Annotated in this window: 20 protein-coding genes and 1 tRNA gene; 6 read left to right on the top strand and 15 right to left on the bottom strand. The window is 48.6% G+C overall.

All coding sequences use genetic code 11. The annotated features are described in order from the left end of the window. Window positions 1-33 precede the first annotated feature (33 nt). The 7 genes from ACO08K_RS06175 to ACO08K_RS06145 form a co-directional block, all read right to left on the bottom strand. Complete coding sequence (locus ACO08K_RS06175) at window positions 34-2,787, bottom strand: M14 family metallopeptidase (protein ID WP_421795522.1); 2,754 nt, start codon at window positions 2,785-2,787, stop codon at window positions 34-36. 150 nt (window positions 2,788-2,937) lie between these two features. Continuing rightward, window positions 2,938-4,413, bottom strand: coding sequence for a S41 family peptidase (locus ACO08K_RS06170; protein ID WP_421795521.1), 1,476 nt, complete (start codon window positions 4,411-4,413; stop codon window positions 2,938-2,940). Between the two features lie 259 nt (window positions 4,414-4,672). Beyond that, window positions 4,673-4,757, bottom strand: a tRNA-Ser gene (locus ACO08K_RS06165). A gap of 73 nt (window positions 4,758-4,830) precedes the next feature. After that, window positions 4,831-5,601: a TatD family hydrolase gene (locus tag ACO08K_RS06160; RefSeq protein WP_421795520.1), complete on the bottom strand. Its 771-nt coding sequence runs from the start codon at window positions 5,599-5,601 to the stop codon at window positions 4,831-4,833. 139 nt (window positions 5,602-5,740) lie between these two features. After that, a complete protein-coding gene (locus tag ACO08K_RS06155; RefSeq protein ID WP_421795519.1) occupies window positions 5,741-6,589 on the bottom strand; it encodes an HAD-IIA family hydrolase in 849 nt (282 codons plus the stop codon). Between the two features lie 6 nt (window positions 6,590-6,595). Next, window positions 6,596-7,636 (bottom strand): hypothetical protein, encoded by a 1,041-nt coding sequence (locus ACO08K_RS06150; RefSeq protein ID WP_421795518.1) that lies wholly within the window; start codon window positions 7,634-7,636, stop codon window positions 6,596-6,598. Between the two features lie 109 nt (window positions 7,637-7,745). Next, window positions 7,746-9,101 (bottom strand): glutamine synthetase family protein, encoded by a 1,356-nt coding sequence (locus ACO08K_RS06145; protein WP_421795517.1) that lies wholly within the window; start codon window positions 9,099-9,101, stop codon window positions 7,746-7,748. A 111-nt stretch (window positions 9,102-9,212) separates the two neighbouring features. Here ACO08K_RS06145 and ACO08K_RS06140 point away from each other — a divergent pair, with 111 nt between their 5' ends. The 4 genes from ACO08K_RS06140 to ACO08K_RS06125 all read left to right on the top strand — a co-directional run bounded on the left by ACO08K_RS06140 (window position 9,213) and on the right by ACO08K_RS06125 (window position 12,078). Further along, window positions 9,213-9,980: a prolipoprotein diacylglyceryl transferase family protein gene (locus ACO08K_RS06140; protein ID WP_421795516.1), complete on the top strand. Its 768-nt coding sequence runs from the start codon at window positions 9,213-9,215 to the stop codon at window positions 9,978-9,980. A 70-nt stretch (window positions 9,981-10,050) separates the two neighbouring features. Beyond that, window positions 10,051-11,460, top strand: a complete 1,410-nt coding sequence (locus ACO08K_RS06135; protein ID WP_421798295.1) for a radical SAM protein — start codon at window positions 10,051-10,053, stop codon at window positions 11,458-11,460. 21 nt (window positions 11,461-11,481) lie between these two features. Continuing rightward, on the top strand, window positions 11,482-11,778 hold the full coding sequence (locus ACO08K_RS06130; protein ID WP_421795515.1) for a hypothetical protein: 297 nt from the start codon (window positions 11,482-11,484) through the stop codon (window positions 11,776-11,778). Between the two features lie 12 nt (window positions 11,779-11,790). Continuing rightward, window positions 11,791-12,078: a hypothetical protein gene (locus ACO08K_RS06125; protein ID WP_421795514.1), complete on the top strand. Its 288-nt coding sequence runs from the start codon at window positions 11,791-11,793 to the stop codon at window positions 12,076-12,078. A gap of 8 nt (window positions 12,079-12,086) precedes the next feature. On the opposite strand, the gene ACO08K_RS06120 is transcribed toward ACO08K_RS06125, so the two are convergent. From ACO08K_RS06120 to ACO08K_RS06100, 5 genes are all read right to left on the bottom strand, one after another. Continuing rightward, window positions 12,087-13,001, bottom strand: a complete 915-nt coding sequence (locus ACO08K_RS06120) for an MBL fold metallo-hydrolase (protein ID WP_421795513.1) — start codon at window positions 12,999-13,001, stop codon at window positions 12,087-12,089. Window positions 13,002-13,078: 77 nt separating this feature from the next. Next, window positions 13,079-13,384 (bottom strand): hypothetical protein, encoded by a 306-nt coding sequence (locus tag ACO08K_RS06115; RefSeq protein ID WP_421795512.1) that lies wholly within the window; start codon window positions 13,382-13,384, stop codon window positions 13,079-13,081. A gap of 11 nt (window positions 13,385-13,395) precedes the next feature. Next, window positions 13,396-13,962 (bottom strand): DUF4240 domain-containing protein, encoded by a 567-nt coding sequence (locus ACO08K_RS06110; protein ID WP_421795511.1) that lies wholly within the window; start codon window positions 13,960-13,962, stop codon window positions 13,396-13,398. 108 nt (window positions 13,963-14,070) lie between these two features. Next, window positions 14,071-15,753: an ArnT family glycosyltransferase gene (locus ACO08K_RS06105; RefSeq protein ID WP_421795510.1), complete on the bottom strand. Its 1,683-nt coding sequence runs from the start codon at window positions 15,751-15,753 to the stop codon at window positions 14,071-14,073. A gap of 6 nt (window positions 15,754-15,759) precedes the next feature. Continuing rightward, window positions 15,760-16,596 (bottom strand): DUF3298 and DUF4163 domain-containing protein, encoded by an 837-nt coding sequence (locus ACO08K_RS06100; RefSeq protein ID WP_421795509.1) that lies wholly within the window; start codon window positions 16,594-16,596, stop codon window positions 15,760-15,762. A 119-nt stretch (window positions 16,597-16,715) separates the two neighbouring features. On the opposite strand from ACO08K_RS06100, the gene ACO08K_RS06095 reads away from it, so the two are divergent. Further along, on the top strand, window positions 16,716-17,642 hold the full coding sequence (locus ACO08K_RS06095) for a diacylglycerol/lipid kinase family protein (RefSeq protein ID WP_421795508.1): 927 nt from the start codon (window positions 16,716-16,718) through the stop codon (window positions 17,640-17,642). A 112-nt stretch (window positions 17,643-17,754) separates the two neighbouring features. Here ACO08K_RS06095 and ACO08K_RS06090 read toward each other — a convergent pair whose 3' ends face one another. The 3 genes from ACO08K_RS06090 to ACO08K_RS06080 form a co-directional block, all read right to left on the bottom strand. Next, window positions 17,755-18,495, bottom strand: coding sequence for a hypothetical protein (locus ACO08K_RS06090; protein WP_421795507.1), 741 nt, complete (start codon window positions 18,493-18,495; stop codon window positions 17,755-17,757). A 99-nt stretch (window positions 18,496-18,594) separates the two neighbouring features. Beyond that, window positions 18,595-20,364 (bottom strand): helix-hairpin-helix domain-containing protein, encoded by a 1,770-nt coding sequence (locus ACO08K_RS06085; RefSeq protein WP_421795506.1) that lies wholly within the window; start codon window positions 20,362-20,364, stop codon window positions 18,595-18,597. Window positions 20,365-20,401: 37 nt separating this feature from the next. Continuing rightward, the gene (locus ACO08K_RS06080; RefSeq protein WP_421795505.1) at window positions 20,402-21,253 is read right to left on the bottom strand and encodes an OmpA family protein; all 852 of its coding nucleotides are present in this window, start codon (window positions 21,251-21,253) and stop codon (window positions 20,402-20,404) included. Between the two features lie 207 nt (window positions 21,254-21,460). Here ACO08K_RS06080 and ffh point away from each other — a divergent pair, with 207 nt between their 5' ends. Next, complete coding sequence (ffh, locus tag ACO08K_RS06075) at window positions 21,461-22,816, top strand: signal recognition particle protein (protein ID WP_421795504.1); 1,356 nt, start codon at window positions 21,461-21,463, stop codon at window positions 22,814-22,816. Window positions 22,817-22,974 lie beyond the last annotated feature (158 nt).

Genomic DNA, 22,974 nt, shown 5'->3' with positions numbered 1-22,974 from the left:
TAATTGCTTGATAATCAAATCGCCTCAAGTCCATCAATTCTTCACCCCCTGATACAACTCATTGAACAAAAACTTAAATGTCTTCTGCGTTTGCCCCCTGAACGTAATTTCAGGCCCAAAGGCATACAATTTTCCTGTACCTACCTTCGCCACAAAAGCGGCTACCCCATTGCGCAAATAGCCTTGGCCCCAGGCCCAACCACTGCGCAAGGTTTTAGCCGAATCAAACCAAGCAATGGGCGTCACCATTCCTTTGGAAAGCGCCTCTGGTGAAACGTGGAATACTGGACTGCTTTGAAAGAATACATCTGCTTCCTTACCCACACCCCAGGCTGCTGGTTGTGTCGCATCTACTTTTATCTGCATCACGCTGCCCGGAATATAGAACTTTTCGCCAGGCAAGGTCCGTTCTTTTCCATCCACCACTTCAACCAGGGCATTGCGCACCGGCAATTTCAAATGGTACGCCAGACTGGTGCTGCTGCCAATGGTAACGATATTGCCGCCAGCCTCTAAAAATGCTTTGAGCGATGGGATGGATTTATCTGCCGTGATTCTGCCGTAATGATCCCGGAACTCTGCTGGGATGTTGGCTGGAATGGTGTCTCGCGTGGTGCTTTTGGAAACATTAGCAGGAATTGCGCCACCCACAAACACAATCACATCGTATTTCTGCTTCAGGCCGCCCGCATCAATTTCCTGGGCGAAAATGCGCTTAAAGGGGAAATGGTATTGCTCCATCAGCCAGCGCACCCAGCCCGAGGGCATGGAACCGCCGTATACATCCCACAAGGCAATGCGCAAGGGGGCAACTTTTTCCAAACCCGTTGGTTGTTTGGCCACCGCACTGATCTGCAAATTGAAATCGGCAGCCGCCTTTTCTAACCTTGCCTCAGGCTTGCTTGTGGCCGGGACAAAAAATGAACCCTGGGCGATGTTGTCGTTGGTCGCATTCGTAACGCGATGTACTACGACACCCGCTTGCAAAAGATCATTCACGGCAATAAAGGAATTGTTGGAACGTGCATCCAGGATGTACCCGGCTACAGTACTTGCTTTTTGCAAACTCCCTTTTGGCGCTTGAATCGCACCATAAGGAACCGCTTCAAAAGGTCCACTAAACCCATTCAAAATGCGGTCGAATTTAAAACCCATGGTGAAAGCGGGTGTCCAGCCTGCGGCATCGTAAGGACGAACAGGTGGGCCACCGGGATACAAAAAGTCATTGGGGTGATCCTGTGGTTCAAACATATCCAGTACATGCGGGCGAAATGCCTGATTGGTCAAAACCACATAAGAACCAGCAGGGTATTTTTTCCCTTCCACCGTAAAGTCGGCAGTAGCCCGGTGTACTTTAATACCCGATTCGATCAAGGCATTCAGGAATTTTACGGCTACGGCAAAATCGGGTTGATCCGAGGGAAGGATATAGCCTCGGGCATCCCGCAGCGTAGAGTCTTTGAACACCAAATCATAGTATTTGACAGGGGTAGTTGGCCTACCGCCAAACGGGTTCTCCTCATTTGCTGCGCCTGCGGTATTACTGCGGGCAGGTTCTTTTTTAGCAGCACTGCTGACCGAATCGATGAGGCTGGGTGAAAGCGTCCAGTTGTTGCGGCTTCCCTTCTCAATGGAGTTTTTCCCCATGAGGTAAATGTTGTACAACAAATGTTCGCTGTTGCGGGCAGCATGATCCAATACGGCGTAATTCAACGAAACAGAATAATCGATGGACTGCTTGTACAACCATTTTTGCGGCGTAACCGGAAATGGGGTGGCAGCGTTCGGTAAAAGCCGTTCGGGTACCAGGGGTACACTGGCCGGAGTGGGGCTACCGATGATTTCGGTCAAGATGCCCACGATGTTGTGAAAATATGCGGTGGTGCGCAGGCCCCCGTTCCACCAGGTGGAAAAAACCGAGCCATTGCGTTGGGTGTAACCGGGCTTTCCTTCTGCATTCAGGCGATTGATCATCGCCGCACCCACGGCGTCAAGGCTGGTCACTACGATCGGATCGTATACATAATTGAACGGATCACGATAAGGTGGCCCTGCTACCACGGATCCAGGAGGGCCGGTCTGGTGGTGATTGTACAAGATCTGAGGGAGCCACTCGACATACAACTGGCGACTGATGTTTTTGGACTCGCTCATGTTGTTCATAAAAAAGTCGCGGTTGTTGTCGTGCCCAATGTACTTTTCGTACAGGCGAGGTAGTTGGTTCAAGGACCTTTTTAGGGTATCTGGTTCACGCATGTACCAGTTGGACACCAGTTCCTGTCCATCGGGGTTGGCGTGTACAAAAAGGATGATCACCTTGTCCAGTAGGCGCAGGGTTTCAGGGTCTTTTCGGCTAACGGTTTGCCAAATGGATTCGATCAATTGGTGGGTGCCTACCGTTTCGGTGGCGTGCAAACCGCCATCAATCCAGACTACTGCCTTGCCTTCATCTGCTAGCTTTCGTGCCTCCGCAGGGCTGAGGTTTTCTGCTCTGGCCAACTTTTGGGAAATGCTTTTGTACTTCTCCAGGTTTTTGATGTTCTCTGGCGAAGAGACGATCATCATGTACTGGGTACGGCCTTCTTCGGTTTTGCCAATGTCCACCAGCTTGGTTCGGTCGGAGGCGGCAGCGATTTTTTTGAAATAGGCTTCGGTTTGGGTGTAATTGGCGAGCCGGTAATTGTCGCCGATGTTGAATCCGAAATGCTCTTTGGGTGAGGGTATACTTTGCCCAAAAGATCGGATTGCGAATAGAGCAAGGATCAAAAATAGAGTAGTGGTACGCATGAATTTGAAGGGTAAATTAACAGAATAGGGGGTAATATAATTCAAATATTGAAAAGCAGGTTACCTGCTGAGCTGGATTGTGAGGAGTTGACCAAATGGCGACGTTAGGGGAATGATGTTTGGTATTGCTCTTCATTAAATTCGGGATGTCTACTTTTTGGCCAATTCAATGGCTTTGTTCTTTTGGGCGTCAATTCCTTGGATCAAGTCATTTATTGTATTGTCGACCAGATAAGCCGGGATAACTCCTCTGCCTTTTTGGTGATTTTTAATGGCATTCCAATAGCCATACATGTGGATTTTAACGTTCAACCCAGAATTGGGCATTACTATTTTTGCATTTAGTCCAGAAGTATTGCCTTCACTGGTTCCCCCCGTTTCCTCACCTACAAAAATCGCTCGTTTTAAGGATTGAAGTATGGCACTCGCATCAGCTGCTGTGGAAAATGTACCTCCATTAACCAGTACAATAAGTTTTCCTTTGAAAGGATGACTTGCAGGCATTTGATTGCCGATTCCATCGTGAAGTTTTTCGCTTACAAGGTATTCCCCTTTACCATCGGGGAGGGTTCCATTTTTCAAGTCCTCATAGGTTTTAGGTTTCCACTTGGTAAAGGAGGGGTCAATTGACTTTAGATGTATGCTTTCAAAATAGCGAAAAGAATGATCAACGAACTGAGCAACCAGATAGGCGCCGTATTGATCCACTCCACCACCATTGCCACGCAAATCAAGGATTAAAGCTTTAGGGGCTTTATTCCGAATCGTTTGCATGGCCGAATCAAGTTTTGGCTTAAAATCATCAACATCAAAAGACCGAACGCTCAGATAGGCGATTTTTTCGTCTTGTAAAAAATCCAGGTTGATGTTTATTTTTTGCGTTCCTGGAATAATGAAATTGCTGAGTGCGGCTTTATTTACGGGGTTATTGCTGCGGTTCAGAGCACGTTCTTTGTTGAGGACGCCATCCAGTTTGATCATTAGTGAGGAGTTGTCCTGCTTTCGTAGGGTCAATTCAAAAACGGGTGATTGATCCACAAATAACCAATAATACGTCGCAAAACTGCGCTCCAGGTTTCTAAGTTTACCCGTTTCAACAAAACCATCACCCCCGATCTTTTTAAGCATAATGGAAACAAGCTCAGGAATGGCATGCCCATTGATGGCCACCAGCTCCATCCCCGGCTGAACACCATTGTCTTGAGGTGTATCGTTAAAAACGACGATTGCTTTTTTGTCTTCAATCGCTAAACGTAAAGGAAAAAGGCGTGCACTAGCTAGTTCGGCATAGGTTTGCTCATCGTATTCAAGTCTTAAATGCCCATCTCTGACTTCTGCCAATGTTTCGGAAAGGATGGAAATAAACTCCAACTGGCTTTTGGAGGCATTTATTTTTTGCTTGTGTAGGGCTAGCCGTTTGTCCAATTCTGCGGCACTTACAAAACGATGTAAGCCCCCGTGTACTTCTTTGAGTGCATTGACCAATACGTTGAAGTCGGCTTCCATTGCCGATTTTTCAAGCATTTTTTTTGCTGAGCTAGTAGTCTGGTTTACCACAGGCGTTTGAGCCTCAAACTTTGGAGAAAGCAGTAAGAGCAAAGCGATCCATAATAGAGCTGTTTTCATAATGAGTTTTCGTTAGGGTAATTTTACAAGGGATGGATTTTTGATTAAAAAGTTGCATTGTTGGTCATGCTACACAACTTTAAAAATCAACTATCTTCCATGAAAATTGCCTGTTCCGCAAACAAACAGCTCGTTATATTAAATTTGCAAAAGGCCAGCTTTGCAGCGATAGGGGATGGCGAGTCTTAAAATTTATAATGTCTTGGCAAAAACGAAAAGAGCCGATTCATCAAATTTGACGAACCGGCTCTTATTCTTGCAGAGAGGAAGGGATTCGAACCCTCGATACCTTGCGGTATATACGCTTTCCAGGCGTACCTCTTCAACCACTCGAGCACCTCTCTGTATGTGCTTGCAATTAAAGTGGGGCAAATTTACAGTCTTCCCCGCGTACTGACAACAAAAACACAGATTTTTTTACAAAGTTCCAAAAAGCTGCAAGGCGTTTTGGGTTGTGACCTCGGCTACTTCGTTCACACTCACCCCTTTGACCTCGGCCAGTTTTTCCGCCACCTTAAGCACATAACTGCTTTCGTTGCGTTTGCCGCGGAAGGGAGTGGGGGCGAGGTAGGGCGCGTCGGTTTCCAAAACCAGGTGTTGGAGCGCTATTTCACTCAGCACAGCATCCAGACCCGATTTTTTAAAAGTCAAAACGCCACCGATGCCCAGGAGAAAGCCCATTTCGATGGCCGCTTCCGCTTGTGGTACCGAGCCGGAAAAACAGTGGAAAATGCCCCGCAAGCGTGGATGGCGCACGGGTTGCAAGAGCTCCAAAATCATATCCATCGACTCCCGGGAGTGGATGACGATGGGCAGATCGTATTGTTTGGCCCATTCAACCTGGGTCAAAAAAGCCTCTTCCTGTTCTTTGACGTGGGTTTTGTCCCAGTACAAATCGATGCCAATTTCGCCGATGGCCGGAAAGCTGCGTTTTTCCAACCAGGATTTGACCAGTGCCAACTCCTCCTGGTAGTTCTCCTTTACGTAGCAAGGGTGTAGCCCCATCATGGCCAGGCATTGTCCGGGATGTTGTGCTTCCAGGGCCAGCATACCCTCAATCGAAGTGCTGTCGATATTGGGCAAATACATCCGGGTGACGCCTGCCTCCAACGCGCGTTGAATCATTTCCGAACGGTCTTCGTTGAATTCTTCGGAGTAGAGGTGGGCGTGGGTATCGATGAGTTGCATGTGTGTTTTTGTTTCGGGCGCAAAGGTAAAAAATAAGTTGAGGAGTTGAGGAGTTGAGGCTACCGCAGCGACTTGGGCGCTGGCTACTCTCAACTTCTCAACTTTACCAGCGACCAAAGAGAAAAAGGTATTTCCCAACTTACCCCCCAATCGACTCACAAATGTAATCCGGAATAATCCCCGTAGAACGGATATTCATTTCCATCTCGCTGGCGCTGGTATTGCCACTGAGCACCAGGGCAGTTTTGATGCCAAACTTGTTGCCACCCAGGATATCCGTATGCAGCGTATCACCTACCATCAGGATTTCCTCCTTGTTGTACTCGCTGTAACGGTTGATGTCTTCAAAAGCGAAGTTGAACATCTGGGTATCGGGCTTGCCGAAGTGGATGAATTTTTTGTTGATGATGCTTTCCACCAGTTTGGCGATGCCGCCGGTGGCGATAGATACGTCGTTGTGTGAAATCGGGTATAGGTTATCCGAATTGGCCACGATGATGGGCATGTTTTTTTTGCGGATGAGGTTGACTGTACGGTTGATGTCAAAATTCCAGTCGAAACCCTCATCATCCAAAAAAACCATAGCCTGGATATCGTTGAGGTCGTGTTTGTCCAGGTCGGCGATGGCGACACTCTCCAGGTTGGCCTGCATGATGTAGTGGGCGGCGTTGGCGGTGCCCAGGTACGCCACTTTTCCACCTTTGATTTTAAGTTGCAGGTATTGTTTGGCCATCATGCCCGAGGTGACGATCTTTTCCGCGGGAATACCCTTCAGCCCCAGGCGCAAAAAGGACTCCGCCTGTTGCTCCTGACTGCGGGAGGCATCATTGGTGAGGATGCGAAACTCAATGCCGCGGGCCTGAATAAAGTCCAGGGTTTCCTGCACGCCTTCGATAAGTCCCCGGTAGTTTTTGATCACTCCATAAGAATCCAAAAAAACGGCCTTGAAGCCAGACACCACTTCCAAAAACGAATCCTTTTTTTCCATACCACCTTACAATTTTAAAGCCTTGAGTAACTTGTCGGGATCGAAGCCTTTTTCAATAGAGGGAAAATGCACTTCGAAAGCCTCTTTCTGCAATTTGGTTGAGTAGTTTTGGGCAAAAAAGTACGTGCCATAATCGACAACGTAATGCAACAGGAAGAAGCGGTAGACCTCTTTCAGGCTGCGGATTTCGGTTTCGGTCAGGGGGTAATGGGCGTGGTACGACTTCAGGAACAGCAAAAAACGCTCTTCCATCAGTGGCCCAATGTTGTAGGAAAAAACCGTACGATCACCTATATCGGAGGCGACCCGACTGAAAAAATAAAAGTCCAACATGCGATTACTGATGCGGAACCAGTCGTAATCCCAGCGCGAAAATAAACGAAAAGTGGAACTTACCGAAAAATTGCCAATGTTCCAATCCACAAAAACGGGGATACGGTCCAGGCGGTGCAAGCGCAATTGGTCTTCATTTTCGTAAAAAAGGTCGCACTGCCGTTTGAGTTCCTCCTTGTCGACATGGGCACCTAGGTGGCTGTTTTTTCGATTAATGGCTTCCATTAAATGATCCACATCGGTGTGCAACGTTTTGGAAGAATTGGGCAACGTATTGCGGATGCTGTGGCAGGCTTTGTGGAATTGGGCAAACTCCCGGCCAAGTTTGGTGATGTGCTCTTCTTCCAGGCGGCGGGGCAGCCGGGTTTTGATGCGTACGGCCCGATAGAACACCACCCATACATCAATGTCTTCGTGGATGTAGCGGTGCACAAAAAGGCTGGTACCCTTGATTAGCGAACGTGCCAGCAGGTTTTCAAAGGGTGCGGGCAGGTTATTGGCCAGTACGTTGATGATGCGGTGGTCCTCCACAAAATGTTCGTAGCGCCCAAAGTAGGACAACTTCGCGATCACAAAACTTTTGTCCGTAAACGTCACCTTGTAAACATGGTTGGTAGAGACCCTGGCACTGATGTCAGTGGTGGATTCGATTTGGCGCGAGGGGTCGTAAGCGGTCCAGGCGTAGCGGATAATGGCGTGGTAATCGGGCAACATGAATTGAAGTTGAGGAGTTGAAGAGTTGAGAAGTTGAGGAGTTGAGGGGAGACCGCGTCTAAGTCGCTTGCGGTAGCCTCAACTTCTCAACCTCTCAACTTCTCAACATTTAAATAATCTCAAAATACCGCTTTAGTTCCCATTGGGTTACCGCCTGGCTGAACTGTCGCCATTCCCATTCGCGGGTGCGGATGAAATGGTCGCAAAATTCAGCTCCAAACAATTCAGCCGCCAAGGTAGAACTTTTCATCAAATCCACCGCCTCGTATAGTGAAGTAGGTAGCGGTGGGTTGCTACTATTGTCGTAGGCACTACCACGCACCGGGTCAGGCAGGCTCAGGCGATTTTTAATGCCGTAGAGGCCCGCCGCCAAACAAGCTGACATGGCCAGGTAAGGATTGGAATCAGCCCCGGGCACCCGCGTTTCGAGGCGCATCGACTTGGGTCCGTGGTTGATCACCCGCAGTGCAGTGGTCCGGTTCTCAATGCCCCATGAAGCACTCACTGAAGCCCAGGAACCTTTGACCAAACGTTTGTAACTGTTGACATTGGGAACAAACATGGGCAAAATGTAAGGCAAACAATGCAGTTGACCCGCCACGTAGTGTTGCATCAATTCGCTCATCTTTTCGGACCCATCGGCCTGGTAAAAGAGGTTTTGTTTTTGTTCAGGGTCCCACAAACTCTGGTGGATGTGCCCGCCACAGCCTGGCAATTCTTCACTCCATTTGGCCATAAAAGAAGCCATGATGCCATGGCGATAGGCAATTTCTTTTACCCCGGTTTTGAAGAGGGTAGCCCGATCAGCAGATTCCAGAATATCATCAAAAATGATGGCTGCTTCGTATACCCCTGGCCCGGTTTCGGTATGCAAACCTTCGAGCGGAATGCCAAAGGCTTGTAAGTCATCAAAAAGCTGGTGGTAAAATTGAGGATTGACCGATGGCCGTAGAATGGAATACCCAAACATACCCGGTGTGAGTGGAGTAGGGGAGTGGTAGTCCTTATCGTGCCAACTTTGCGGGGTTTCTTTGAAATTGAACCACTCAAACTCTTGCGCAAACATGGGGGTGTACCCCAAATCCAGGCACTCCTGCCGAATCCGCCGCAACAAGGTGCGGGGGCAAGCGCTGCGCACTCCCGGCTCAGCCTGGCTAAAATCACCCAGGAAAAAGGGAATGTTGTCTTCCCAGGGCACGTAGCGTAGGGTGCTTAAATCGATATTACAAATGGCATCGGGATAGCCGGTATGCCAGCCACTGGCGCGGGTATTGTCGTAGCAGACATCGTTGGAGTCCCAGCCAAAAACCACGTTGCAAAAGCCCATGCCTTCGTCCAGCCCTTTCAAAAACTTGCTGCGGTGCAGGATTTTGCCACGCAGAATGCCATCGATGTCGACGATGGCGTATTTTACTTTGTCGCTGGGGAGTGCATTAAGGGTACTGGCAATGTCCTTACTGGTCATGGAACTGGATTTGGAGGCAAAATAAAAAAAAGTCTGGAATCAAATCTTACCAATGAGTATGGTTGATTATGTGTTGTAAAAGTACCATCTTGTAGCACAAACCCGTAAAGGATGTCGTTTTTTCTGCTCGATTTTCCGGTGCTGCTGTTTAAACGAGTTCCGCTACATGCGGTGCTGGAAGCCTTGTCCTATTTTGTAGGGTTTCGTTTTTTTGTTTACCTGCGGGGCAAACAAGGGGACAACATCGCGCAATCCAATCGCCTCTGGATATTGATCGGCGCTACTTTTGGGGCCTTGTTGGGTTCCCGCATTTTGGGTTTATTGGAAGCAGGACCCCAATTGTTTACGGTGCAAAAGCCACTGGAGGTTTGGTTGCTCGCCTTGTTTTCCAGCAAAACAATCGTAGGTGGCTTATTGGGCGGCCTGTTTGGTGTGGAAGGCATTAAAAAAATCATTGGCGAAAAAAGCTCCTCAGGCGATCTGTTCACTTACCCCTTGATTTTGGCCATGATGATCGGTCGATTTGGCTGTTTTTCGATGGGCGTGTTTGAGCCTACCTATGGCCTGGAAACTACTTTTTTTACCGGAATGGATTTGGGGGATGGCTTGAAGCGGCATCCGGTGGCTTTGTATGAAGTGCTGTACCTGGGGCTGTTTTGGATTGTCATGTACAACTTTGAGCGGGTGTATCCACTGGCATCTGGTGCGCGTTTCAAAATCTTCATGCTAGATTATTTGTGCTTCCGCTTTTTACTGGATTTCATCAAACCCGTGGAGCTTTGGCCCTGGGGATTGAGTGCCATTCAAACGGCTGCCTTGTTGGGGTGGCTGTATTATTGGCGATATGTAACACAACCGAAACGATTATTGCTCCCGTAGAGACGCAAGATCTTGCGTCTTGCCAGAATATAGACGCAAGATCTTGCGTCTCTACATAGAAACCAACCATATGCCCATTAGCCGCTACACCTATTACGACTACACCATCAGTCTTTGCCCCGAGTGTCTGCGCCGCATCGACGCCAAAATTGTCTTTGAAGACGATCAGGTCATCATGCGCAAAACCTGTCCGGAGCACGGTTTTTTTAAGGTAAAAATTGCCGATGACATCGAGTATTACAAAAACATCCGCAATTACAACAAAGCATCGGAATACCCTCAGCGGTTCAATACCCCGGTGGAGCACGGTTGCCCTTTCGATTGTGGCTTGTGTACCGACCACGAGCAACATTCCTGTTTGACTATTGTGGAGGTGACCGACCGCTGCAATCTCTCTTGCCCGACCTGCTATGCGGAGAGTGGGCCAAACCAAGGTCGACACCGCAGCCTCGCCGAAATTGAGGCCATGCTCGACCTGATCGTTGCCAACGAAGGCGAACCCGATGTGGTGCAAATCAGCGGCGGGGAACCAACCTTGCATCCTGATTTTTTTGCCATTCTGGATTTGGCCAAAGCCCGACCTATTCGCCATGTGATGGTCAACACCAATGGCATTCGCATTGCGCGGGATCGGGAGTTCGCCCAAAGGTTAGCGACCTACCAGCCCGATTTTGAAATTTACTTGCAGTTCGATAGCCTGGAAGCTGCGCCATTGGTGCATTTGCGGGGACTCGACCTGCGCGAGGTGCGCGAAAACGCCCTGAAACACCTGAACGAGGTTAATTTATCGACTACGCTGGTGGTAACCGTGCAAAAAAACATCAACGATCAGGAGATTGGCCCCATCATCGAATATGCGCTGAAGCAACCTTGTGTGCGTGGCGTGACCTTCCAGCCCACCCAAATCGCAGGCCGCGTGGAGCAGTTTGACCCCGTCAAAGACCGCATGACCATGACCGAGGTGCGAAGGGCCATCGTGGAGCAAACCGAGTTGTTTACACCAGCAGACTTGATTCCGGTGCCCTGCAACCCGGATGCCTTGATCATGGGCTACGCCCTGAAACTGAACGGGGAGGTTTTCCCCTTGACCCGCCTGATCGACCCCAGTTATTTGTTGGACAACTCGCGGAATACCATCGTGTATGAGCAGGATTCGGGCTTGCACGAGCAGGTGATCCAATTGTTCAGTACTGGCAACAATGTGGATGTGGCGGAGAAAAAACTGCAATCGATCATGTGCTGCCTGCCGGATATTTATGCTCCGGGACTGAGTTATGGCAACCTCTTTCGCATCATCGTGATGCGCTTCATCGATGCCTGGGATTTTGATGTGCGGGCCATCAAGAAGTCTTGTGTGCACATCGTACACCCCGACTTACAACGGATCATTCCTTTTGAAACGATGAACTTGTTTTACCGAGGGAAGGAGAGGTTGGAGCAATTGGATACGCTGATTGAGTTGCCGATGTATAAGGCTTGAATCAATTAAAATGAACAAACAATGAAAAAACCCAATCAAATCATTACCATTCATTTGGGCGTACTGGTATTGTACACGCTGTTCTTTGCGATTTTAGTGAACGCCTCTGGCTCTGGAAATGACCCCTATAAATGGATAGGATTTATGTTACTGCAAGCCATAATGATGGTTGGGCATGGCGCTACAATCATTGTTTTGGCCTTTGCTCAACCAAAAGACAAACCAGAGTATGGGCAGGCTCATTGGCTGAGTCTGCTATTTTTGGTTTTGTTGGGGGGATCTTTTTGTTTTGTTTTGCCGGGGGTGTTTGCAAGTTAAAATTTAGTAAGAATGAAAAAAACAGTCTACATCACCCTAATGCATATCACCCTAATGGCATTGTATACCTTTACTATGTGTTACGGTATTGATGAAGAATATGGTTTTCAACTAGACATGAGGTTCCAGTTGCCATTATTTTTTCTATTGGCATTACACCTGATCGTAGGTATCCTAATGATCATTGTTTTGACTGTCCAGAAAAAATACGAGCCATTGCAAGCTCATTTTTTGGGATTGATGTTTGTACTGTTGTTCGGAGGTACAGTATGTTATGTTGTGCCTCAGCTGTACAAATAAGGGTATGTTTATTTCCTCCCCTCCATCACCTCATCATAAGCTGCATTGAGGCTCCTTTCAATGCCTGTGCCTTTAAATTCCTCCGCTCCAGGAATGAGTTGTGGTTTTGAGGCGATCAATTGCTCTTTGGTTTTACCCGCCTTGACCTCTTTTTTCACAAATTTCAAAAGTTTGGAGAGGTAGTTTTGCATTACCGCGAATTCTTTCACCGTTCCGGTAAGCGCCAAACCATCGGCAGCGTGGCCAAAAATATAGAGGGTATCCTTGTCAAAATTTTTCTTAGCCTTATCCAGCGCTACAATCCAGTTGGAGATTGAGGCACCTGCACCTTTGTCAATATTGGGAAAACGCCGGTTGAACATCAAATCCCCACAATGCACCACGTTGGCATTTTCAAAATGCACGAAGGAATCGCCGTTGGTATGACCGGGGCCATAATAATGCAGGCTGATGGTTTCGCTGCCGACTTTTTGTGACCATTTGGTGTCGAAGGTGGTGTCGGGATACAACTGTTTGTCTTCGGTTTTGGCACCGATGGCTACTCGCTCCTGATTGGCTCTGGAGTTTTTGTGGGCCACTACTTTATTCACGATGTCCTTAAAAACGATATTGCCGCCGGAGTGATCGCCGTGGTGGTGGGTGTTGACCAACAAATCAACACGACGCTCGCTTTGTTTGCGGATTTCTTCAACCAAATGGGTAGCAGTATCCGGGAATTGGGTGTCTACTACTACCAAACCTTCCTTATCAATCATCCAGGCGATGGTGCCGCCTCTTTCGGTGAAGATGCCTACGTTGTTGCGTAGTAGTTTCATTTCACCCGCGGGGGCCAGCAATTGTTGCAGCCAGGCCGCAGGAACCAGGGTAGAGCCAATGGCAAAAGTAGAAGTTTGTAAAAATTGACGACGATGGAGCAGTGACATGATTAAGCTGATTTAGATGTTGAGAGTCTTTGTAAACGAAGATAAAAGGAAAAGGAGAATGACAACCCTATTTTATTTCAATCCACCGGATTCCCCCTCGGCCTTTCCCCATGCTCCAAAGCATAAGCCAGAATATGCTCCGTTTCCAATCTCCTCGCTTCACGTTTCCCCGGAATATCCTGAATCAAAATTCGGGCAAAAAAGCGAGGCCATTGATCGATTCTGTTCAAATGATTGACTTGTTCACGCATTCGGCTGGAGCTGCCGTCTGCATCAATGGGTTTACAACTGATCCCATATTTGAATACACTATTGTCCAAACGGTCAATAATTTCGTAAAGATGATGCAGTTCCTCATTCTCGTAGGAATTCCGATGGGCCATGTGGGTTCAATTTACTGCCAAGCCTCAGCATTACTCTTCGTTTCATAATTAAAACTCGGCACATAATTGAACTCCCTTCCAGTTTTGAGGGCATAAGCATCGGGCGCCACACTCAAGAGGTGTTCAAAATCAATCTCAGCGGGCATATTCGAAGGGTCTTTGAGTATCTGTTCATAATAGGCTCGACCTTCCGCCACTACACCACAGCGAACGTATAAAAAGTCATCCATTGAAAAATAATCGTCTTCCTGCTTGGCGAGGTAGGCTTTGGCGTGTTGGCGGGTGTCCAAGCGGTACAATTTTTCTGCCAATTTTTCTGCAAACAAGTAGATGTTCGAAATGGGCAGCTTGGACAAAGCCTGGATAGCAGGCTGGATGATCTCGTCCCGGCGGCCTTTGTTCCAATCCAGTAGGTCGATGATGTCCCAGAACTGCTCTTCGGAGAACAAGCCCTCACCCTGTTGATTTGTTTCCACACGTATTTCTACCTCTGCAGTGCTTCCTGCACTTGCCTGCAAGTCTTTAAAAAACTGAAGATTGATGTCTTGAAGGTTGACTCTTAATACGGTGGTTGCCATATTTCTCGGGATTGGATTTAAGCCAAAGGTTTTATAAAACGTCTTAAAACGCAATAAAGTTAACACTTTTTATTTTTAAATGCTGGTGTTTCTACTCAATCCACAGAATTATTTCAGCACGGTTAAGGGGTGCCCCTCACTCGCCAATGTCGACTGCAATTCCCCATACCGCAGCCCAAACACCATCTCCAATTCCCCCGGAAATTTCACCGGCACCCGGTATTTTACCTCCATCACATAATCCTGCCCGGGTAACCAGGCACCCAGCGGCTTGGCAGGTACCCCATACTCCTCCCACAAATACTGCCCATCCCGATGATAAGCCAGACCCAGGCGTAGCTTAAAAGTCCCCCGATTGGGATCAACCGCAAAAGGGTAGGGGTTGTGCAATTTGAGTTGCACCTGAATGGTGTCACCGGCCTTGGCTTTTTGGGGGGCTTTAAGCACGTCCAGGGTGATTTTTTCGGCCACCTGAAAATCTTCCAGTACCGCGCCCAGCATGGTTTTTTTACCCAGTTTTAAGGTGTCGCAAGCCGCGCAATAGGTTTTTTGATCCAGTACCAGATATACCTTTTTGCCTTGTAGTTCCATTTCGTCATCCCAAAGATCGTACTGGCTTTTGCGGTATTGAGCGGTAGTCAGTTCGTAGGCTTTTTGGCGGGTATAAAAATGGTAGAGGGCTGGATTGCGGTAGGTATTGTGAAACAACACCGGGAGCTGACCCACTTTGGGTTGCAGGGCGCTGATCCAGGATTGATTGTCGAATTGTTTGCCCAGGGGCGGCAAAAGCAGGAGTAAAGCTACCCTTGTCAAGAGGATGAGTGCTGCCGAACTAAAACCCAGTATCAGCAAGGTTTTGGAATTAAAACCTTTGTGTTTTTTCCAGGCAACCAAAAGCAATACCAGGGGAATAGATAAAATGGCTGTCCACTGTGGCTCTACGTGCCCTTTGCTGGTGCTCCAGAGGAAAAAGAGCCAAAAACCAGCCAGAACCCAGCGAAAACTGCGCTGCAATAGATCCTGAACGGGCGACTTGATCAAAGCCAGGACGATATAAGGCAACAACAATGGCGAAAAAATCACCACCTGATTAAGCAGATAATTCAGGGTATATTTCAACTCATACACATCATCCCGCCCTTTGAGGTGGTAGCGGAAGGAAGGAAAATCGTGGCTGTATTGCCAGTACAAATGCGGCACAAACAGTAGCGCACCCATCAAGCCCGCCGCATAAAACCAGGGTTGCCGAAACAAACGCAAATTGGACAATACCGTAAAAAAGATCAACAAAATGCCGTGGTACTTGCTGTACAACAAGGCCGCCATGATAACTGCCCAAAGTAAGGCATTGGCAAAGCCAGGACGATCCAAAAAGCGCCGATAGCCCCAAAAAAACAAGGCCGAAAACAACATCAAGGGCGCGTCAGCAGTGGCAATGAAACCATAAAGGTGCAAAAAAGGCATGGCGACCAACAGCGCAATCAGGAGGTAAAGTGGCCGGCCCGATTGGGGGCGTCCCGCCAAATCCCAAATCACCACAAAGGCTAAAGCATTGGCCAAGACAATGAAAAAACGTAAGCCCAAGGTACCCGGAAACAGCCAGGTGCCCAGCTTGATCAGCAAAGCCGCGGCGGGTGGATGGTCAAAATACCCCCAATCCAACTGTTGCGCGTAGACCCAATAATAAGCCTCATCGGGGTCGAGTTGGGTAAATCCTGCCTGCAACAAATTGAGCAGCACCCAGCACAACAAAAACAATGGAAAAGAAAAAGTCAGGACTGATTTGGACATGCTCGGTTATTTCACTTTGTTCATATCGACCAAATCACCCAGTTCTTCCCAACTGAGTACAAATTCGGTAGGGCCAACGGCATACGCAGCAATTTCATAAGAGTTGTAAAAAAACCAGAGGCCTTCCTTGGACAGACCAATATTTTCCGACAATTGGAATTTACCGTCCCAAAAAAAGCCTTCCTCGTTGAGGCTGGCATTGGGGGCCAATTCGTGGGTTTCGCGGAATTTTTTCTCCGCCAATTGCACCAGTTTTCGTTTGTCTTTTACCAAATCTTTAATGGTAATGGGCTTTCCCGTTTTGGTATCGTAGTTCAACAAGGTTACGGTGGTGTTGGGGTGGGCGCCGCCAGTGTAGGAATAGGTGCTCAGCTCGATGGAAACCAGCTTGGGCGACTCGAAGGTCACTATCCCGTACGTTTCGATGCTCCAGGGGGTGATGAAGGGATCGGAGTTGTCCTCTTCGGCGCGGGTTTTGGCCTCGGCGGTGTATTCGTTGTAATCCTGGATGAAGCGGTTGCCTAAGTCGTCTAATGTGGCCACGTTGCCCATGTCTTCGGGCGACAAACTCGTTTTGATGTAGTGTAAAATCGAGTCATTGATGCGTTGAAATACGGCGGCAGGTTCCCGGAATTGGGGAAAATCAATCTCAATGATGGCACATTCGTTGGAGTCGGTTCTACACCCGTCCGAAGCCTTTTTAAATTGTTGTTGCTCTTTGTGGTAGCTGAAGGCGGGTTCTTCGGCGGGCGCTTTTTCTTCCACCACGGGCGATTGACAATTGGAGAGCGAAACAAGTAGTGCTGCAACGATGGCAATTGAAAGGTATGCTGATTTGAACATAATGGTTCGGGTTAATTCGCGGCAAAATTCACCAATAAAGTACAAAAAGTGCGAGGGAAATGCAATTATTTTCACAAAAATTCAGAGCTTGACTCATTGTTTCAACCTAACACCCAATTATGCCCAATTGGTTCATCATTGCCAATCCTGCTGCTGGTGGAGGCCTGGTCCAAAAAAACTGGCCCAGCATCGAAGCCGAACTTCAAAAGTTGAACATTCAATACGTTTCCAATTTTACGATTGGCCCGGGTCATGCCATCACCATGGTGCAGGAAGCCCTGACTGCAGGTTATCGCCACATCATTGCCATTGGAGGCGACGGTACCAATCACGAGGTGGTCAATGGCCTGATGCTGCAAAAAACGGTACCAGCCACTGAGGTACATTACGGTTTGTTGCCCATTGGTACGGGCAATGACTGGGCGCGGACCTACGGGATTCCGGGCAACTGGCGGGAATGGTTGCCCAATTTGTTCACCGCTCCTTCCCGCTTGCAGGACGTTGGTGTGGCTGCTTTTTGGTCAAGTGGACAAAAACTGGAGCGCTTTTTTACCAATATCGCTGGCTTGTGTTATGATGCCTTTGTAGTCAAAACCATGCTGGAGAACCAGGTCAAAACCAACAATCGCTTCGTTTACCTGAGCTGGATTTTGCGCTGTTTGTTTGGCTTTACACCGCCAAAATGCAGGATTGTGTTCAATGGCCAAAGCGTTGAAAAAGCTTGTTACACCATTAATGTCGGCATTTGTAAATACTCCGGTGGGGGCATGCAGTTTGTCCCCCAGGCTGTTCCAGACGACGGTCTATTGGGCTTAACGATTGCAGGCAAACTCAGCAAGTTGGGGGTGATGCTGGCCACGCCAAAGTTTTATGCAGGCACAGTTGGAGAGCACCCCAAAGTGGATTTGTATCAGACCAAAGAAGTGACCGTGGAAGCTGCCGGAATTGATCCAGTGTATGTGGAAGCGGATGGGGAGTTTTTGGGGGAATGCCCGGCGGAGTTCAAAATATTGCCTGGGGCGATCAGGATTATTGCGCCGCTTTAACTTAGGTGTCCCTTAAGTGCCTTAGGTTTCTTAGGTGGTGAAAAATGTCATAGCTGCTTTTTTTTCACCACCTAAGAAACTTAAGGCACTTAAGAAGCACCTAAGGCGGGAATTACAAAGTTGTAAACTTCTCCTTCGGCACCGTACTCATTACTTCAATGTTGGTCAACTGCCGGTTTCCACCCCGATCACCAGAGATCAGGATTTTTCCCTGTTTCTGGTAATTGTTCCAGGGTGTCGACATACCCGGTTTTTCATCCGAAGCCTTGCGGAAATGCTGCCAGTGCGCCACCAAATGCGTGCTCTTGTCCACGTATACCAGGTAGCGGTTTTCGGGAGTGCGGCCTACATTTTCAAAGGTCAATTCCAATACATCCGAAGCTACTCCGGCCTCGGTAGGCATTTCCCCTTTGTATTTCAGGGTTACCCCGGAATCCTTCAATTTAAAAGGCATCAACAACCAATAAGAGTCATTGATCCAAATGGACTTGGCTACGCCTGCGTACTTTTTGATGGAATCCGCTTGGGTCATTACCGTACCCTTGTGTTTGATTTGACCGGTTTCTTTGTTCAAATCCACAATGTAGGTGCTGTTGTCGCCAGGAATGTCGATGCGGACCCGGCCTGCTTTTTTGTCCCACAACAAGGTTCTGCGCCCAAAAAAGTTCCAGGTGATGTAACGCGTAGCGTCCCAGGCTTTGCGTCCGCCCATTGCTTCCATGACTTGATCGGCAATGGCGATGGCTTTGGCATCCGAGCCCGCTGCATTGAATCCTTTGGCAGGCGGGTTTTGAGCAAAAATGCTCAAGGGTAAAAGGAATAAAAGAATACCCCAGGTGATTTTTGATGACATTAGTTTAATTGTTGCGTTACGTAAAACATTGTAGAGACGCACGGCCGTGCGTCTCTACTGCGCCAGATTCTACTTCCAAATCTGGAATTTGCCCTAAAATTACGCAGGGTTGCTCCCTTTATCCAAAAAATCCTGATAAGATTTCAACTCGTCCCAGCGACCATCGGCAGCCAGGCCCGCCTGACGTGGCCAGGTAGCCGGTTTGGCCAGTCGGAAATTGTCGCCAGCGGCATCCAGAATTTCGTAGAGGCGTGCAACGGTGGTATTGGACAGTTCATCCAGGGTATTGATGCCAGCCGCTTTGAGCAACTCTTCAATTTTTGGACCAATGCCTTCCACAATTTTAAGGTCTTCCGGATTGTTGTTGAAACCCAGGGCTTTTAAGGCCATGTCTTCAGCCTTGGAAGCGGAATCAAAATCCCCCGTGGTTTCTTTGCCGCCATCCAGGAAGCGTTGGTATTCGATCAAAGCCGCCCATTGCCCTTCAGCCGCCAGTTTGGCTTGTTGTGACCAGGAGCTCGGGTCCATCATTTTGTAGGCAGAACCAGCTGCTTCCAAAATTGGTTTGATTTCATCCGGCGATTTGCTGGCCAGGTCGGCCCAACTGGAGACCCCATTGTTAGCCAACAATTCGGCTACTTTTGGTCCAATCCCTTCGATGATCTGCAGGTTGTCGGAGCCAAATACTGCGGCGTAATTGATGCCTGCCTCGCGGTTGGCGGAGCGGGCAGAACCCAGCTTTTCAGCCATGCGGTCGATCTTGGCTGGATTGTCTCCATCGCCCACATTTTTGCGGCCTGCATCCAGGGTGTGCTGCAAACTGGCCAGGGTATCCCAATCGCTCATCGCGGCCAACTGGGCCTGACGGGGCCAGGAATCCGGATTCATCATACTCAGCCCGGCACCTGCAAGAATGGCCTTGAGCTCATCCGAGGATTTACCCTCCAGATCTGCCCAGGAACGAATGCCGTTTTCATGCAGCAAGGCTTCTACTTTTGGGCCAATGCCTTCGACAATTTGCAGGTTGTTGTCCAGGAAGTAACGATCGTATACACTGCGTGGAGATGCTGCGCTGCGTAGTTCCACCACACTTGCGGCCATTCTTTCCACTTTTGATTTGTTGACAAAATCGCCCGCAGTTTCGCGGCCACCGCCCAGGAAGCGTTGGTATTCAATCAAATCATCCCATTTGCCTTCGTTGGCCAATTGGGCCTGTTGTGGCCAGGTGTCGGGATTCATCATGCTCAGGCCAGCGGCGGCGAGGATAACGCGGAGTTCATCCGGTGTTTTGGCTGCCAAATCGCCCCAGGTTTGAATACCGGCATTTTCCAAAACTACTTCTACTTTTGGGCCAACACCTTCTACAATTTGCAGGTTGTCATTGGCAAACAAAGATCCGTAAGCACTGGTATCCGGCCCAGCAACAGGAATCAGGGTAGCGGCTGCTCCAATGCCAACCGCAGCAGTAGCCATTTCGATACCGGGCACAATGGGTGGCTGCGCAGCCATGGTCATCGCGGCGAGGTTGGCATTGGTGACTTCCAGTTTGGCTTTCAAACCTGCCACTTCAGCTTCGGCGTGCATGGTCTTTTTGTGCCAGGAATCATTTTCCTTTTGGCATTCTTCCAGTTTGTACCGCAAGTCGAACATTTCCTTTTCCAAATCGCTGGCGTGGTGAACGGCTTGATCGCGCTCAGCTGCCAAACCTCCGCCAGCTACCATAGCCGTAGAGCCATCGCTGGTTTTCCGTTTGCCGCTCAGCAGAGAGCCGAGCAACCAGCCCAGCAGGAAGGGTAAGATGCAGGCCAACAAGAGCGGCAGCCAGCAATCCATTGAAGTGAAATTAAACAACAAAATATGGATCAACATGATAGATTATTTTATTAGACTTTGCCAAGTATAAAGTCTATTGGTTTTCGGATTGTTTTTTGATCAAACGCACCTCAACGCGGCGGTTGTTGTGGCTGTTTTCTTCGCTGGTATTTGGCGCAACGGGCAACGTTTCACCCTTGGAAGCCGTGCTGATCAAGTCGGCGTTGACTCCCAATTTCACCAAAAGGTCCCGAATCTGGCGGGCGCGACTGTCTCCAAGGCGCAGGTTGTAGTCGGGTTCACCCTTGTTGTCGGTGTGCCCGGTTAACTCGATGCGTTCACCCGTTTTGGCGACCCGTTTGGCCAGGGTTTGCAGGTAGGCATCTACTTTCGGATCGTAATCCTTCTCGGTAGAGTTGAATGGGAAACGAATAATCGCCCCATCGGCTACTTCTTCAACCGTTTCGGGAATAACTTCTTCCTTAGGCAGCCATTTGAATTCCGAGGCCGCCAGCCAGGCGCTTTGCTCGGATGGGGCTGCTTCGTTCAACAAACGCCCCCGCAAACGAATCCGTTCTTCGGGAATATCTTTAAAGTACGCGTCGCGAATTGCAGTGGCCCGCGCCAGGCCCATGGTTTCAAATCCGGCCGGAGCCCTTTCACCTTCGTAGAACAAACCGATGATTTCCAGGATGCTATCATCGTTGTTGCCTGCCATGACTGCTGCCAACAGAGAGTCGAAACCCGGACCCTTGGTCGGATTCATATCACCATACTTGAACTGGATGGGATATTGCCTCAGCGTGTCGGCATTGTCAAGAATACCTGAAACAGCTTGATTTGTACCACAGGCTTCACAAATTTGGCGAGAGCAAAATTGAAGTAAACCAAAAAAGTACAAGACCAGAACTGCCAGGATCAATAAAATCCGAGTAGTTGTCGACATAAGAAAATTTGGGTTTTTGAGGACATTGAAGAATTTATGCTTAAATATAGCGAATAAGTCATTCAAAGTTTAGGATTTGTACAATAAATTCACCAAGAATAAACGGTGGCTTAACCTGAGTAAATTCTGGCGCTCAAAATTTTATTTTCCACTTTACTCGTTCCAGCTTTTTCGTATCTTTGCTACCCGTTTTTAATCAATTGAATTATGCTTGAAAGTTTAAGTGAACGTTTGGAAGGTGCCTTAAAGGTGCTCAAGGGTGAAAACAAATTAACGGAGATCAACGTAGCTGCATCCATCAAGGAGATTCGTCGTGCCTTGGTTGACGCTGACGTGAGTTATAAAATCGCCAAGGATTTTACGGATCGGGTAAAAGACAAAGCGCTCGGTTCGGAAAACGTGCTCAAAGCCGTTTCGCCAGGTCAATTGATGATCAAAATCGTCATGGACGAGTTGACAGAATTGATGGGTGGACAGGCTGCGGGGCTTAACCTGGCGGGCAAACCTACCGTTATCCTGATTGCTGGTCTGCAAGGTTCGGGTAAAACCACCTTCAGCGGTAAACTGGCCCATTGGCTCAAAACCCAAAAGAAAAAAAGCCCACTGTTGGTGGCCTGCGACGTGTATCGCCCAGCGGCCATGGATCAGTTGGGGGTATTGGCTGAGCAGGTTGGTGTGCCGATCTACAAAGAACCGGAGAACAAAAACCCGGTGCAGATTGCCCTCAAGGCGATCCAATACGCCAATGAAAACAAATGTGATGTCGTCATCGTGGATACCGCTGGTCGTTTGGCCATCGACGAAGAAATGATGACCGAGATCAAAAACATCAAGGAAGCCATCCTGCCTCAGGAAACCTTGTTTGTAGTGGACTCGATGACTGGTCAGGACGCCGTAAACACCGCCCAGGCCTTCAACGAAACCATCAACTTCGACGGCGTAGTGCTCACCAAAATGGATGGTGATACGCGTGGTGGTGCGGCCCTTTCGGTAAAATTCACCGTTGGCAAGCCCATCAAGTTCGTCAGCATGGGTGAAAAGCTGGATACCCTGGATATGTTTTACCCCGACCGGATGGCTCAGCGGATCCTGGGCATGGGGGACATCGTATCCTTTGTAGAAAAAGCCCAGGAGCAATTCGACGAAAAGCTGGCCAAAGACCTGGAGCGCAAAATCCAGAAAAATAAATTCGATTTCAATGACTTCATGGCGCAGATCAACCAGATCAAAAAAATGGGCGATCTCAAAAGCATCATGGGCATGATTCCGGGTATGGACAAACTGACCCGCAACGTGGAAATCGACAACAATGCCTTCAAAAAAGTAGAAGCGATCATCCAGTCCATGACGCCGAAGGAACGCACCAATCCTGATCTGCTCAACATCAGCCGCAAACAACGCATCGCGCGGGGTTGTGGTCGTACCCTGAATGACGTGAACATGTTCATCAAGCAGTTCGAGCAGATGCGCAAAATGATGCACAACATGAGCAAGATGCCGGGCTTTGGTAGCGCGGGTGCTCCGGGTGCAGGCGCTGGTGGTATGATGAAGCGCAGACGGTAAAATGCAATTCCGCTCGTGGAACCTGGGCGGAAGTAGTATAGGATGAATCATCCCGAGTTTTGATGGAAGTCAAGATTCGGGATGATTTGTTTTAGGGGGCAATGTCTTGAGTTCATTTTCAATTCCTTCAATACTGGGCAAGCTGGATTTTAATTCAT

The organism is Haliscomenobacter sp. (assembly GCF_965225875.1).
GTDB lineage: Bacteria > Bacteroidota > Bacteroidia > Chitinophagales > Saprospiraceae > Haliscomenobacter.
Note: the sequence above shows the minus strand (reverse complement) of the source record. Positions and strands in the feature narration are given on the sequence as shown.

Excerpts from the sequence above, each read along its gene's own strand:
- ACO08K_RS06155 (WP_421795519.1), bottom strand. The coding sequence starts at position 6,589 with ATGGAAAAAAAGGATTCGTTTTTGGAAGTGGTGTCTGGCTTCAAGGCC.
- ACO08K_RS06120 (WP_421795513.1), bottom strand. The coding sequence starts at position 13,001 with ATGTCACTGCTCCATCGTCGTCAATTTTTACAAACTTCTACTTTTGCC.
- ACO08K_RS06140 (WP_421795516.1), top strand. The coding sequence starts at position 9,213 with ATGTCGTTTTTTCTGCTCGATTTTCCGGTGCTGCTGTTTAAACGAGTT.
- ACO08K_RS06110 (WP_421795511.1), bottom strand. The coding sequence starts at position 13,962 with ATGGCAACCACCGTATTAAGAGTCAACCTTCAAGACATCAATCTTCAG.
- ACO08K_RS06170 (WP_421795521.1), bottom strand. The coding sequence starts at position 4,413 with ATGAAAACAGCTCTATTATGGATCGCTTTGCTCTTACTGCTTTCTCCA.
- ACO08K_RS06160 (WP_421795520.1), bottom strand. The coding sequence starts at position 5,601 with ATGCAACTCATCGATACCCACGCCCACCTCTACTCCGAAGAATTCAAC.
- ACO08K_RS06080 (WP_421795505.1), bottom strand. The coding sequence starts at position 21,253 with ATGTCGACAACTACTCGGATTTTATTGATCCTGGCAGTTCTGGTCTTG.
- ACO08K_RS06085 (WP_421795506.1), bottom strand. The coding sequence starts at position 20,364 with ATGTTGATCCATATTTTGTTGTTTAATTTCACTTCAATGGATTGCTGG.
- ACO08K_RS06125 (WP_421795514.1), top strand. The coding sequence starts at position 11,791 with ATGAAAAAAACAGTCTACATCACCCTAATGCATATCACCCTAATGGCA.
- ACO08K_RS06100 (WP_421795509.1), bottom strand. The coding sequence starts at position 16,596 with ATGTTCAAATCAGCATACCTTTCAATTGCCATCGTTGCAGCACTACTT.
- ACO08K_RS06130 (WP_421795515.1), top strand. The coding sequence starts at position 11,482 with ATGAAAAAACCCAATCAAATCATTACCATTCATTTGGGCGTACTGGTA.
- ACO08K_RS06095 (WP_421795508.1), top strand. The coding sequence starts at position 16,716 with ATGCCCAATTGGTTCATCATTGCCAATCCTGCTGCTGGTGGAGGCCTG.
- ACO08K_RS06135 (WP_421798295.1), top strand. The coding sequence starts at position 10,051 with ATGCCCATTAGCCGCTACACCTATTACGACTACACCATCAGTCTTTGC.
- ACO08K_RS06145 (WP_421795517.1), bottom strand. The coding sequence starts at position 9,101 with ATGACCAGTAAGGACATTGCCAGTACCCTTAATGCACTCCCCAGCGAC.
- ACO08K_RS06175 (WP_421795522.1), bottom strand. The coding sequence starts at position 2,787 with ATGCGTACCACTACTCTATTTTTGATCCTTGCTCTATTCGCAATCCGA.
- ACO08K_RS06150 (WP_421795518.1), bottom strand. The coding sequence starts at position 7,636 with ATGTTGCCCGATTACCACGCCATTATCCGCTACGCCTGGACCGCTTAC.
- ACO08K_RS06090 (WP_421795507.1), bottom strand. The coding sequence starts at position 18,495 with ATGTCATCAAAAATCACCTGGGGTATTCTTTTATTCCTTTTACCCTTG.
- ACO08K_RS06115 (WP_421795512.1), bottom strand. The coding sequence starts at position 13,384 with ATGGCCCATCGGAATTCCTACGAGAATGAGGAACTGCATCATCTTTAC.
- ffh (WP_421795504.1), top strand. The coding sequence starts at position 21,461 with ATGCTTGAAAGTTTAAGTGAACGTTTGGAAGGTGCCTTAAAGGTGCTC.
- ACO08K_RS06105 (WP_421795510.1), bottom strand. The coding sequence starts at position 15,753 with ATGTCCAAATCAGTCCTGACTTTTTCTTTTCCATTGTTTTTGTTGTGC.